This window comes from Enterobacter soli ATCC BAA-2102, from assembly GCF_001654845.1.
Classification (GTDB): domain Bacteria; phylum Pseudomonadota; class Gammaproteobacteria; order Enterobacterales; family Enterobacteriaceae; genus Enterobacter; species Enterobacter soli.
Genome location: NZ_LXES01000003.1, coordinates 1 through 13,075 on the forward strand (window position 1 = coordinate 1; position 13,075 = coordinate 13,075).

Below are 13,075 nucleotides of genomic sequence, written 5' to 3' on the forward strand. Positions count from 1 at the left end.
GCCAGGCAATGCGATCTTCATGGCCAGAACGTGCGCCACCGGTTGTGCCCTCTTTATATTTCCAGTGCGCGGCAACGCCCAGCTCGGCGTCTTCATGCATCTGTTTGGTTCGGATCTGGATTTCAACCGTTTTGCCGCCAGGGCCAAGTACCACGGTATGAATAGACTGGTAGCCATTCGGCTTTGGGTTCGCGACATAGTCATCAAACTCATCCGGCAGATGGCGGAAGTGGGTGTGCACTATCCCCAGCGCGGCATAGCAGTCCTGCAAGCGCTCGGCCACGATACGCACCGCACGCACGTCAAACAACTCGTCAAAGGCGAGGTGCTTCTTCTGCATTTTGCGCCAGATGCTGTAGATGTGTTTTGGCCGACCGTACACTTCAGCACGCACATTCTCTTCTTTCATCGACTGGCGCAACCCGCCGACAAACTCATCGATATAGTGTTCACGGTCAATGCGACGTTCATGCAGAAGCTTGGCAATACGCTTATATTCCGCCGGATGCAGGTAGCGGAAGCAGTAATCTTCCAGCTCCCATTTCAGCTGCCCGATACCCAGACGGTTCGCCAGCGGCGCATAGATGTTTGTACACTCTTTGGCCGCCAGCACGCGTTCATCTTCCGGCGCATCCTTCACTTCGCGCAGATGGGCAATACGCTCGGCAAGCTTGATGACCACGCAGCGGAAGTCATCCACCATGGCCAGCAGCATCCGACGGACGTTATCGACCTGTTCAGAGGAGACAGAATCAGTATGGGCAGCTTTCAGTTGGCGGATTGCCGCCATATCACGTACGCCATGAATCAACGCCACAACGGGTTTGCCGACGCTCTCAACCAGTACATCCTCAGAAACCACGTCTGCATCTGCCAGTGGGAACAGGAGCGCCGCCTGTAGCGTTTCGATATCCATGTTGAGCATGGAGAGGATTTCGACCATCTCAATACCGCGCCACAGCAGCAGCTCAGCATCAGAATGCCCTTGCGTGGTGCGCAGACAATAAGCCCAGGTTTCGGTTAAGCGTTCACACGATTGCTGGCTGGAAATCCCCAGACTTGCTATCCATTTTTGTGGGTCAAACTCACCAGCTTTATTGAGATGTGCACTTCTTACCGCAACCATTGTCCTCTCCTTTAGGGACCAGGGCCTGTCGAAGTCGACAAGCCAAACTAATTATACCCGTCATACTTCAAGCTGCATGTGCGTTGGCTGCGCTCGCTCACCCCAGTCACTTACTTATGTAAGCTCCTGGGGATTCACTCTCTTGCCGCCTTCCTGCAACTCGAATTATTAAGGGTATCGATATGTTCGAACAACACCATTGATTCCAGATGCCCAGTGTGCGGGAACATGTCCAGCATTGCCAGACGCTGAATTTGGTAACCCGCCTGGGTTAATGTCTCGCTATCTCTGGCAAGCGTGGCCGGGTTACAGGAAACATAGACCACGCGCTTGGGTGCGAGTTTAATAATATGCTGCATCACGCCCGGTGCGCCAGCGCGCGCCGGGTCGAGTAAAATCTTGTCAAAACCCTGCTTAGCCCACGGCTGCCGGGTGACATCTTCCTCCAGATTTTGATGAAAGAATGTCACATTTTGCAACCCATTCAGTTGAGCGTTCTCCTGCCCTTTTGCCACCAGCGCGTCGACACCTTCCACGCCCACGACGTTTAACGCTTTCTGGGCCAGCGGCAGCGTGAAATTACCCATACCGCAGAACAGATCAAGCACCCGGTCAGTGGGTTGAACATCCAGCCACGCCAGCGCTTTTTCTATCATTTGCTGGTTCACGCCGTCGTTTACCTGAATGAAATCACGCGGACTGAACGTTAAGCGTAGCCCGTTTGACGCATACCAGGGAGCCTCTCCTGTAACCTGCTCAAGTATCTCGCTTTGTGGCGCGAGGAAAAGCGCAAGCTCGTGAGAATGCGAAAAGCGTTCCAGTTTTTCACGGTCTTTTTTCGACAGTGGTGCGGTATGGCGCAGCACCATGAGCGGCCCGTTGTTTGCCAGCACCAGTTCAACGTGCCCCAGATGGCGAATACCATCCAGCTCAGACAGGCAGGAACGTACTTCCGGGAGCAATGCCTCAAGTTGGGGCACCAAAATGGGGCACTGCCGGATATTCACGATATCGCTGGACCCCGCCTTGCGAAACCCCATTTCCAGCCGTTCTGTTTTGGGCTGATAGCTGAGGCTCAGGCGCGCACGACGGCGGTAACCCCAGGGCATACCGGCAATGATGTCATTAACCTCATGCCTGATAAGACGCGCCAGCGCGTGACTTTTACTTTTTTGCTGCAGGGCGACGCTGGCGTGCTGCTGCTGGCAACCGCCACATACGCCATAATGAGGGCAACGGGGTGCAACACGTTCAGGGCTTTCACTCAGGCGACGTTTGACCTGGCCACGGGCATACTGGCGTTTATCTTCCGTCAGGGTAATTTCTGCTCGTTCATCAGGCAGCAAACCTGTTATAAACAAGGCTTTACCATTGTGACGAGCGACCCCCTGACCAAAGGGATCGAGGTCAGTGGCTTCAACAGTTATGATCTGACGCGTCGTCACGCGTCGCTTTGCAGAGTAGAATTGCGCCATCGCCGAGATTGTTCTCACATAAACATAATTAGCTTAATTGTCCCATAACGGAACTCCATGACCAACTACAGCCTGCGTGCGCGCATGATGATTTTGATCCTCGCCCCCACCGTTCTCATCGGTTTGCTGCTGAGTATCTTCTTTGTGGTGCACCGCTATAACGATTTGCAGAGACAGCTGGAAGATGCCGGTGCCAGCATTATCGAGCCGCTGGCGGTGTCCAGTGAATACGGCATGAACCTGCAAAACCGTGAGTCTATTGGTCAGCTCATCAGCGTGCTCCACCGGCGTCACTCCGAGATTGTGCGCGCGATATCGGTCTACGATGAACACAACCGCTTGTTCGTCACCTCTAACTTTCACCTCGATCCGGCCGAGCTGAAAATCCCGGATGGTACGCCGTTCCCGCGCCATCTCAGCGTGCTGCGCCGGGGGGATATCATGATCCTGCGCACGCCTATCATTTCGGAAAGTTATTCGCCTGATGAATCCGCTATGTCAGATGCCAAATCCAGCAGCAATATGCTGGGATATGTGGCGCTGGAGCTGGATCTCAAGTCGGTGCGTCTACAGCAGTACAAAGAAATCTTCATTTCTGGCGTGATGATGCTGTTCTGTATCGGCATTGCGCTGATATTTGGCTGGCGCCTGATGCGCGACGTCACGGGGCCTATCCGCAATATGGTGAATACCGTCGACCGCATTCGTCGCGGGCAGCTCGACAGCCGCGTGGAAGGCTTTATGCTGGGCGAGTTAGATATGCTGAAAAACGGCATTAACTCGATGGCAATGTCGCTGGCAGCCTATCACGAAGAGATGCAGCATAACGTTGACCAGGCGACCTCCGATCTGCGCGAAACGCTGGAACAGATGGAAATTCAAAACGTAGAGCTGGATCTGGCGAAAAAACGCGCCCAGGAAGCGGCACGTATCAAATCAGAATTCCTGGCGAACATGTCGCACGAGCTGCGTACGCCGCTGAATGGCGTTATCGGCTTCACCCGCCTGACGCTGAAAAGCGAGCTGAATCCAACCCAGCGCGATCACCTGCACACCATTGAGCGCTCCGCCAACAACCTGCTGGCAATCATTAACGACGTGCTGGACTTCTCCAAGCTGGAAGCCGGGAAACTGATTCTGGAGAGCATTCCTTTCCCGCTGCGCAGCACGCTGGACGAAGTGGTGACGCTGCTTGCCCACTCCTCGCATGATAAGGGGCTGGAGTTAACGCTTAACATTAAGAATGACGTGCCGGATAACGTGATTGGCGATCCCCTGCGTTTGCAGCAGGTGATCACGAACCTGGTGGGTAACGCCATTAAATTCACCGAAAGCGGTAACATTGATGTGCTGGTGGAAAAGCGGGCGCTCAGTAACAACAAGGTGCAGATTGAAGTTCAGATCCGCGATACGGGCATTGGTATCCCGGAACGTGACCAGTCGCGCCTGTTCCAGGCCTTCCGTCAGGCGGATGCCAGCATTTCCCGCCGTCATGGCGGCACAGGGCTTGGGCTGGTTATCACGCAAAAACTGGTGAAAGAGATGGGCGGGGATATCTCCTTCCATAGCCAGCCAAACCGCGGTTCAACCTTCTGGTTCCATATTAGCCTCGATCTCAATCCAAACGTGCTCACGGATGGCCCGGTCACTGACTGCCTGAAAGGGATGCGTCTGGCCTATGTTGAGCCTAACGCCGCAGCGGCCCAGAGCACGCTGGACGTTTTAAGCTCTACGCCGCTGGAGATAATCTACAGCCCGACTTTCTCCGCCCTGGCGGTGGAGCATTACGATATCCTGCTGATGGGTATTCCGGTTACCTTTACCGGCGAGCTGACCATGCAGCAGGAGCGCCTGGCGAAAGCCGCATCGATGACCGATTACCTGCTGCTGGCGCTTCCGTGCCACGCCCAGATTAATGCCGAAGAGCTGAAAAACGACGGCGCGGCCGCCTGCCTGCTTAAACCGCTCACCGCCACGCGACTCCTGCCGGCGTTGACGGAATACTGCCGCCTGAGCCAGCACGCTCTGCCGCTGGTTAATGATGAACAGAAGCTGCCAATGAGCGTCATGGCGGTGGACGATAACCCGGCGAACCTGAAGCTCATCGGCGTATTGCTCGGGGATCAGGTTCAGCATGTTGAGCTCTGTACCAGTGGTGCACAGGCGGTTGAGCAGGCGAAACAAATGCAGTTCGATCTGATCCTGATGGATATTCAGATGCCGGGCATGGACGGCATTCGCGCCTGTGAATTAATTCGTCAGCTTCCGCACCAGCAGCAGACCCCGGTGATTGCCGTTACGGCGCATGCGATGGCGGGCCAGAAAGAAAAACTACTGAGCGCCGGAATGAATGATTATCTGGCAAAACCTATCGATGAAGAGAAGCTGCACAACCTGCTATTGCGCTATAAACCGGGCCATATCGGCGGAACGTACACACCATCAGCAGAAACCGTTGAGAGCACAATAAACCAGAACGCCACGTTCGACTGGCAGCTGGCGCTGCGCCAGGCGGCGGGCAAACCCGATTTGGCACGCGAAATGCTGCAAATGCTGGTGGCGTTTTTGCCGGAAATCCGCAACAAGATCGAAGAACAACTGGTGGGCGAACATCCCGAAGAGTTGCTGGAAGCTATCCACAAACTCCACGGCAGCTGTGGTTATAGCGGCGTACCACGGCTGAAAAACCTGTGTCAGCTGGTGGAGCAACAGCTGCGCGCCGGAACACCGGAATCAGAGCTTGAACCTGAGTTTCTGGAACTGCTGGATGAGATGGATAACGTGACGCGGGAAGCAAGGAAGATGCTGGGAAGCTAACGCAAAAGCCCGGTGGCACTATGCTTACCGGGCCTACAGGAGCAAGAACGTAAGCCGGGTAAGGTGAAGCCACCACCCGGCAATCAGAGTTAAAAACCCTGCCCCACTTTCAGTACCGCGGCAATGTTTCTTGCTGCCATGCGGACGTTCTCACCCGCATTTTCCAGCGCATCTTCCAGCGAGCAGATGGTATAAATCACGCTGAATACCGCGTCGATGCCGTGATCATGTACCACACCCACATCCGCAGTCAGGCTTCCCGCAATCCCGATAACCGGTTTGTTAAAGCGTTTCGCGACCTTCGCCACGCCAACGGGCACTTTACCGTGTATGGTCTGGCTATCGATACGACCTTCACCGGTGATAACCAGATCCGCATCGGCAACCTGCTCATCGAGGTGCAAGGCATCAGTTACAATCTCGATACCCTGGCGCAGCTGCGCGCCGCAAAATGCGTACAGGGCGGCTCCCATTCCGCCCGCGGCACCACCGCCAGCCAGATGTAAGACATCGATATCCAGATCCCGGGCGATCACTTTCGCATAGTGAGCAAGCGCATTATCCAGCATGACGATCATCTCTGGCGTGGCGCCTTTCTGTGGCCCAAACACCGCCGATGCCCCCTCTTCACCGGTTAACGGATTGGTGACATCGCAGGCGACTTCTATCCGGCAATCAGCAAGGCGTCTGTCCAGGCTGCTTCTGTCTATTTTCGCCAGCCGCTCCAGCTCGCTGCCGCCAGGACCAATAACGTGGCCCTCAGCATCAAGCAATCTGGCACCCAGCGCCTGCACCATGCCAGCACCGCCGTCGTTGGTCGCGCTGCCGCCAATGCCAATAATAATATGTTTAACCCCCACATCCAGCGCATGACGGATGAGTTCACCGGTTCCCCAGGAGGTTGTTTTTAATGGGTTGCGTTGAAAAGGGGCGACCAGCTCCAGGCCGCTTGCCGCCGCCATTTCAATAAACGCGCTTTGTTCGTCGCCGGATAACCCGTAGAACCCTTCCACGCGTTCACCCAACGGGCCGGTGACGGGTACGTGAACAATTCGCCCACCGGTGGCTGCAACCATCGCCTCGACGGTACCTTCGCCGCCATCGGCGACCGGCAGTTTGACGTACTGCGCCGACGGGAAGATCTCGCGAAAACCCTGCTCTATCGCTGTCGCTACCTCAAGAGCACTCAAACTTTCCTTATACGAGTCCGGTGCGATAACTATTTTCATAAGCCATCCTTACGCATGTTAACTACGCTAAGCATACACCCGCCAGGTTGTCGAAAATGCCGATTCCCTCAGGAACCGGCGATACGCTTAACGCACCATGCAAGGGCGTTTGTTGTTGAAGGTCCAGTTCGGGATCAGATACTGCATCGACATGGCGTCATCACGCGCGCCCAGTCCGTGCTGCTGGTACAGCTCATGCGCTTTCATCACCTGATCCATATCCAGCTCAACGCCCAGACCTGGCGTTGAAGGCACTTGCACCATACCGCCTTTGATTTCGAACGGCTGTTTGGTCAGACGCTGGTTACCTTCCTGCCAGATCCAGTGGGTATCGATCGCGGTAATATTACCCGGTGCGGCGGCAGCGACATGGGTAAACATCGCCAGCGACACGTCGAAGTGGTTATTGGAGTGTGAGCCCCAGGTCAGGCCAAACTCATGGCACATCTGTGCGACGCGCACAGAGCCCTGCATCGTCCAGAAGTGCGGGTCAGCCAGCGGAATATCGACAGATTGCAGAGAGAGCGTATGCCCCATCTGACGCCAGTCGGTCGCAATCATGTTAGTTGCCGTTGGCAAGCCGGTGGCGCGACGGAATTCCGCCATCACTTCACGACCGGAGAACCCTTGCTCAGCGCCGCACGGGTCTTCTGCATAGGCCAGCACGCCTTTCAGCTGCTTGCCAATTTTAATGGCTTCGTCGAGCGACCATGCCCCGTTTGGATCCAGCGTCACACGCGCCTGCGGGAAACGTTTTGCCAGGGCAGAAATAGCTTCAGCCTCTTCCTCTCCCGCCAGTACGCCGCCTTTCAGTTTGAAATCGTTGAAGCCATATTTTTCGTAAGCGGCTTCTGCCAGGCGTACAACCGCATCCGGGGTCATTGCCTCATCATGGCGGACGCGATACCAGTCGCATTTTTCATCCGGCTGGCTCTGGTACGGCAGTGGCGTCAGCTTACGGTCACCGACAAAGAACAGATAGCCAAGCATTTCTACTTCACTACGCTGTTGCCCCTCGCCCAGCAGTGACGCCACGTTCACGCCCAGATGCTGACCAAGCAGATCCAGCATCGCCGCCTCAATACCCGTGACAACGTGAATAGTGGTGCGCAGATCAAAGGTTTGCAGACCGCGCCCGCCGGCATCCCGATCGGCGAAGGTGCTACGCACCGCGTTCAGCACGTTTTTATACTCGCCCAGGGTTTTACCCACGACCAGAGGAATGGCATCTTCCAGCGTCTTACGGATCTTCTCACCGCCCGGAATTTCGCCCACTCCAGTGTGGCCGGAGTTATCTTTAATAATCACAATATTGCGGGTGAAGAATGGGGCATGTGCGCCACTCAGGTTCATCAACATGCTGTCATAACCCGCAACCGGAATGATCTGCATGGAGGTAACTACAGGGGTAGAAAATGTGCTCATCGTTCAATCCTTTTCATTGTGACGTCCAAAAACAGGGCGTTTGCGGTCAAATGTCCAGCCAGGGATAAGGTATTGCATTGGGCCTGCGTCATTACGCGCGCCGCCCGGCAGTTTTTTATACGCTTCATGCGCTTTGTGGATCTGATCCCAGTCAAGCTCCACACCCAATCCTGGCGCATCGGGTACCGCGATTTTGCCATTTTTGATTTCCAGCGGGTTTTTCGTCAGACGGGCTTCACCCTCCTGCCAGATCCAGTGAGTATCAATCGCGGTCGGGTTGCCCGGAGCCGCTGCGCCCACGTGGGTAAACATCGCCAGGGAAATATCGAAATGGTTGTTAGAGTGGCAACCCCATGTCAGGCCCCAGTCATCGCAAAGCTGCGCAACCCGCACCGCACCGGACAGCGTCCAGAAATGCGGATCTGCCAGAGGAATATCGACTGAATTCAGCATGACCGCATGGCCCATTTCGCGCCAGTTGGTCGCAATCATGTTGGTCGCCACCGGCAACCCAGTGGCACGCCGGAATTCCGCCATGACTTCACGACCGGAGAAACCCTGTTCTGCGCCGCACGGATCTTCCGCGTAGGTCAGCACATCACCCAGGCCTTTGCACAAGGCGATAGCTTCATCGAGCAGCCACGCGCCGTTTGGATCGACGGTGATACGGGCATCCGGGAAGCGTTTTTTCAGCGCGCGGGCGCTTTCAATCTCTTGCTCGCCCGGCAATACGCCGCCTTTCAGTTTGAAATCTTTAAAACCGTAGCGATCCTGCGCTGCTTCAGCCAGGCGAACCACAGCCTCACTGGAAAGCGCCTCCTGATGACGCAGGTGATACCAGTCGTGGTTACCCGGCGAACGCGCCAGATAAGGTAAGTCCGTTTTGTTTCGGTCGCCGACATAGAACAGATAACCCAGAACCGTTACCGCATCGCGCTGCTTGCCTGGCCCTAACAGTTCGCACACCGGAACATTCAGCGCCTTGCCCAGCAGGTCCAGAAGCGCGGCTTCCAGGGCGGCCACCGCATTTACACGCAGTTCAAATGTCCAGGCACCTTTGCCGAAGGTATCAAAATCGGCAGACTGGTTACCCTTATGCACTCGTTGAACCACTTTATTCAGACGGGCCACTTCCTGCCCCACAACCTGTGGAATAGCATCGACCAGCGTCTGGTAAATCACTTCACCACCCGGCGCTTCACCGACACCTGTATTACCAGCGCTGTCGGTCAGCACCACGATGTTGCGGGTAAACCAGGCATTATGCGCGCCGCCGATATTGAGCAGCATACTGTCTTGCCCCGCCACCGGGATGACCTGCATTTCCGTGACGATTGGGCTTGATTGCGTTGTCATTATCCACGCTCCGCAACAGGTTTCAGTTCGATACGTTTGATATCACCCACCAGCACCAGATAACTCAGTACGGCAACCAGCGCATGGACACCCACGTAAATCAGCGCACCGTTAAAGGAGCCCGTAGTACCGACGATGTAACCGATGGCGATAGGGGTAACAATGCCGGAAATGTTGCCGAACATGTTGAACAGACCGCCACTCAGGCCGCTGATCTCTTTTGGCGCCGTATCCGCCATCACCGCCCAGCCCAGCGCACCGATGCCTTTGCCGAAGAATGCCATCGCCATAAAGCCGATAATCATCCATTCCGCACTCACGTAGTTACAGAACACCATGGTCATCGAGAGCAACATACCGAGCACGATGGGTGTTTTACGGGCGATATTCAGTGAACCGGTACGACGCATCAGCCAGTCAGAAATCACGCCCCCCAGCACGCCGCCGACAAATCCGCAGACCGCCGGGATTGAGGCAACAAACCCCGCTTTGAGGATAGTCATCCCACGCGCCTGAACCAGATAAACCGGGAACCAGGTGATGAAGAAGTAGGTTAAGGCGTTGATGCAGTACTGGCCCAGATAGATGCCGATCATCATGCGCGAGCCAACCAGCTGCTTGATCTGCCCCCACTTCTGGCTGAACGGCACTTTTGTTTGTGTGTTCTTCTGATCCATGTTGATCAGCGCACCGCCTTCGGCAATGTACTCCAGCTCTTTCTTGTTCACGCCGGGATGCTGATTTGGTTCGTGGATGACTTTCAGCCAGATGAAACTGATGATGATCCCAAGCCCGCCCATAAAGAAGAAGACGTGCGACCAGCCCACCTCCTGCGTCAACCAGCCCATAATCGGGGCGAAGATCACCGTGGCGAAGTACTGTGCGGAGTTAAAAATGGCTACCGCCGTTCCCCTCTCCTGCGCCGGGAACCAGGCCGCGACTATACGGCTGTTACCGGGGAAGGAAGGTGCTTCGGCTAACCCTACCAGGAAACGCAGGGTGAAGAGCGCAACGATAATGCCAAAGCCGCTGAAGATATCGACGAAACCCTGCAACAGGGTAAACATCGACCAGATAAAGATGGACCAGAAATAGACACGCTTGGAGCCAAAGCGATCAAGCAACCAGCCGCCCGGAATCTGACCTATAACATAGGCCCATGAAAATGCAGAGAAAACGTAACCCATGCCAACCGGATCAAGCCCGATATCTTTTGCCATTTCAGACCCGGCAATCGACAGCGTGGCGCGGTCACCATAGTTAAAGGACGTGACGATAAACAACATCACCACAATCCAGTAGCGAGCATTCGTGCGCTTCTCAGCGCTGCTGGCAGCCTGGCTTAATGTACTCATAGTTGCACTCCTGAATCCTGGCTTTCGCCGGTTCATTCTGTACAGCACCTGTAGGGTAATCAGAATGAGGTTAGTGTTTAGCAGTTTTGGTACGGCTTAACGCCGTTTTATAGTGAAGCACTGCCTTTTTAGTAACTGACGGGGAAAGTATATGAAGGAGTCACGCGTTCCCTCACCGTGCATGAACACAACATTGACGACATGGTAAGAGGTTGTTTGTGGCATAAGCCCAAACCACTGGAAGGTACTTCACGGAAATGAGGATTTTGAGAGGTGGGTCTCGCCGGGTGGCGGTAGCGCCTTACCCGGCCTACAAAACCTGTCGGCCAGGCAGGGTATTATTTTAACAGTGTCGCCCAGTGTTCAACCCACGGGTTTGATTCGCTTTCCGGCTCCGGATGTTCACCGGCGTCAATCAGCAGCATCTCACCCACGCGCTGAGCGCTTTGCTCCTGCAACAGGGCGTCGAACTGCTTACCGCCGCCGCAGAAATTGGCGTAGGAGCTGTCGCCCAGGGCAATGATGCCGTAGTGAACGTCAGGCTGATAGCCAAGCTGATCTTTGATCCCCTGGAAAAGCGGAACGATACTGTCCGGCAGATCGCCCTGCCCGGTGGTCGAGGTTACCACCAGGATGTATTTATCCTGGTACTTTTTCCAGTCGTCCAGCTCCGGGTCTTCATACACGGTGGCCTTATGGCCCTGGTTTGCGAGGATCGCTTCGGCTTCTTCCGCCACCAGCAGTGAGTTACCGTACATCGTGCCAACAAAAATGCCGACTTCAGCCATGTGTTACTCCGTTAATTTTTGCTATTGCTGCTCATCCTGAACGCTGCCTGACACAAACTCAACCCTTTCATTTTCGGGGAGTTGCCCTATCCAGCCAAACTGTGACAATGCCTGCATCCAGACCTCGTCCAGCCCAGCACGTATTGTCAGCGGTTCACCCGTAAACGGGTGTGTAAGGCTCAGTTCGCTTGCGTGCAACATCAGACGATGGCAACCAAAGTGCTCAGCCGCGCTGCGGTTCTGGCGCAAATCACCGTGCTTGCTGTCGCCAATAATCGGATGACGCAGATGCGCAAGATGGCGGCGCAGCTGGTGTTTGCGCCCGGTTTTGGGCAACAGCTCAACCAGGCTGTATCGCGTGGTCGGAAACTTGCTGGTGGCCACCGGCATTTCCGTGGTCGCCATGCCGCGATAATCCGTCACCGCGGGCTGTGGGCCTTTGTCATCACGGGCAAATTTATCGGCAATTTTGTCCAGTTCTTCCACCAGCGGATAATCCAGCCGGGCGGCATCTGTCAGCCAGCCGCGCACGATAGCGTGGTAACGTTTCTGGATCTGATGCTGTTCAAACTGCTGCGACAGCAGACGCCCTGCCTCGCTGGAAAGCCCCATCAGCAACACGCCGGATGTCGGCCTGTCCAGGCGATGCGCGGTAAACACATGTTGACCAATCTGGTCACGCACGGTCTGCATCACCACCACTTTTTCGTCGCGATCGAGCCAGCTACGGTGAACCAGCCAGCCTGAAGGTTTATTCACCGCCACCAGCCATTCATCCTGATACAGGATTTCAAGCGTCATTCAGCATCACCTGCAAACAGCGTATCCAGACGTTCCAGCTCAATCAGGAGTATTTCGCGCGCCGGGTGTGTGGCATCCAGCGCCATTTCAAAATACGGCGACACGGCAAAAGCCTGAGGGAGCGAATGACCACCGTCCAGCAAAGCGTGCATACGCGGAACAAGAACCCATTGCAGCCATTCGAAAGGCTCAAGCGTATCCAGGCAAAAAGGCTGTGTACTTGCGAATGCTTCCGGCTGCGGAGAGACCGCCTGCCAGAGCTGATGCTGACGTAATACTGCTTCGATGGCGTGCAGCTGGGCACGCACGTTGTCGTGACGCGTCATGAAAACCTCGACCGAAAAACACAATGGCGCGAAGCATAACACTGCCGAAGGGGGAAATAAAAAAAGGGAGCACTGTATAAACAGTGCTCCCGGTTCGTTTCGCAGCATTCCAGCTACAATTCGTGCTCCCTGCTCATCCGTGACAACTTTTCCTGAAGCCCGAAGGCCTGGTCATCCGTAAACCTTTGCATCCTGCTCACATCATCCTGACGTGAATGTTTCATCCTGAAACGTCCCGGTATTCCTGACCCACCGCCCATCCTGACCGGCTCTCATTCTCCTTCCTGGAGGTGTCCCTTACGCGTCCTGCGTGATCCTTTTGCTTCATCCTGAAGCCTTCCTGAAGCGCCATCCTGACGTGTCCTGTGTGAGAAACG

The 13,075-nt window shown here is 55.3% G+C and carries 10 protein-coding genes; 1 reads left to right on the forward strand and 9 read right to left on the reverse strand.

The features are described 5' to 3' along the window. Positions 1-1,126, reverse strand: a 1,126-nt coding sequence (gene relA / locus M987_RS00915; protein ID WP_074392697.1) for a GTP diphosphokinase, incomplete at its 3' end; no start/stop codon positions are given. 134 nt (positions 1,127-1,260) lie between these two features. Beyond that, positions 1,261-2,601 (reverse strand): 23S rRNA (uracil(1939)-C(5))-methyltransferase RlmD, encoded by a 1,341-nt coding sequence (gene rlmD / locus M987_RS00920; RefSeq protein WP_014071565.1) that lies wholly within the window; start codon positions 2,599-2,601, stop codon positions 1,261-1,263. A 57-nt stretch (positions 2,602-2,658) separates the two neighbouring features. Here rlmD and barA point away from each other — a divergent pair, with 57 nt between their 5' ends. Then, complete coding sequence (gene barA, locus M987_RS00925; RefSeq protein ID WP_014071566.1) at positions 2,659-5,418, forward strand: two-component sensor histidine kinase BarA; 2,760 nt, start codon at positions 2,659-2,661, stop codon at positions 5,416-5,418. Between the two features lie 89 nt (positions 5,419-5,507). Here barA and M987_RS00930 read toward each other — a convergent pair whose 3' ends face one another. The 7 genes from M987_RS00930 to M987_RS00960 all read right to left on the reverse strand — a co-directional run bounded on the left by M987_RS00930 (position 5,508) and on the right by M987_RS00960 (position 12,698). After that, the gene (locus tag M987_RS00930; protein WP_014071567.1) at positions 5,508-6,647 is read right to left on the reverse strand and encodes a glycerate kinase; all 1,140 of its coding nucleotides are present in this window, start codon (positions 6,645-6,647) and stop codon (positions 5,508-5,510) included. Between the two features lie 87 nt (positions 6,648-6,734). Continuing rightward, positions 6,735-8,072 (reverse strand): glucarate dehydratase, encoded by a 1,338-nt coding sequence (gudD, locus tag M987_RS00935; RefSeq protein ID WP_014071568.1) that lies wholly within the window; start codon positions 8,070-8,072, stop codon positions 6,735-6,737. A gap of 3 nt (positions 8,073-8,075) precedes the next feature. Then, positions 8,076-9,428: an enolase C-terminal domain-like protein gene (locus M987_RS00940; protein ID WP_014071569.1), complete on the reverse strand. Its 1,353-nt coding sequence runs from the start codon at positions 9,426-9,428 to the stop codon at positions 8,076-8,078. Beyond that, positions 9,428-10,783: a galactarate/glucarate/glycerate transporter GudP gene (gene gudP / locus M987_RS00945; RefSeq protein ID WP_014071570.1), complete on the reverse strand. Its 1,356-nt coding sequence runs from the start codon at positions 10,781-10,783 to the stop codon at positions 9,428-9,430. The genes M987_RS00940 and gudP overlap by 1 nt, the downstream gene beginning before the upstream one ends. A gap of 338 nt (positions 10,784-11,121) precedes the next feature. Beyond that, on the reverse strand, positions 11,122-11,571 hold the full coding sequence (locus M987_RS00950; protein ID WP_014071571.1) for a flavodoxin: 450 nt from the start codon (positions 11,569-11,571) through the stop codon (positions 11,122-11,124). Positions 11,572-11,592: 21 nt separating this feature from the next. Further along, positions 11,593-12,372, reverse strand: coding sequence for a tRNA pseudouridine(65) synthase TruC (gene truC, locus M987_RS00955; protein ID WP_014071572.1), 780 nt, complete (start codon positions 12,370-12,372; stop codon positions 11,593-11,595). Continuing rightward, positions 12,369-12,698 (reverse strand): YqcC family protein, encoded by a 330-nt coding sequence (locus M987_RS00960; RefSeq protein WP_014071573.1) that lies wholly within the window; start codon positions 12,696-12,698, stop codon positions 12,369-12,371. The genes truC and M987_RS00960 overlap by 4 nt, the downstream gene beginning before the upstream one ends. Positions 12,699-13,075: the final 377 nt, after the last annotated feature.

Excerpts from the sequence above, each read along its gene's own strand:
- M987_RS00950 (WP_014071571.1), bottom strand. The coding sequence starts at position 11,571 with ATGGCTGAAGTCGGCATTTTTGTTGGCACGATGTACGGTAACTCACTG.
- gudP (WP_014071570.1), bottom strand. The coding sequence starts at position 10,783 with ATGAGTACATTAAGCCAGGCTGCCAGCAGCGCTGAGAAGCGCACGAAT.
- M987_RS00930 (WP_014071567.1), bottom strand. The coding sequence starts at position 6,647 with ATGAAAATAGTTATCGCACCGGACTCGTATAAGGAAAGTTTGAGTGCT.
- gudD (WP_014071568.1), bottom strand. The coding sequence starts at position 8,072 with ATGAGCACATTTTCTACCCCTGTAGTTACCTCCATGCAGATCATTCCG.
- barA (WP_014071566.1), top strand. The coding sequence starts at position 2,659 with ATGACCAACTACAGCCTGCGTGCGCGCATGATGATTTTGATCCTCGCC.
- truC (WP_014071572.1), bottom strand. The coding sequence starts at position 12,372 with ATGACGCTTGAAATCCTGTATCAGGATGAATGGCTGGTGGCGGTGAAT.
- rlmD (WP_014071565.1), bottom strand. The coding sequence starts at position 2,601 with ATGGCGCAATTCTACTCTGCAAAGCGACGCGTGACGACGCGTCAGATC.
- M987_RS00960 (WP_014071573.1), bottom strand. The coding sequence starts at position 12,698 with ATGACGCGTCACGACAACGTGCGTGCCCAGCTGCACGCCATCGAAGCA.
- M987_RS00940 (WP_014071569.1), bottom strand. The coding sequence starts at position 9,428 with ATGACAACGCAATCAAGCCCAATCGTCACGGAAATGCAGGTCATCCCG.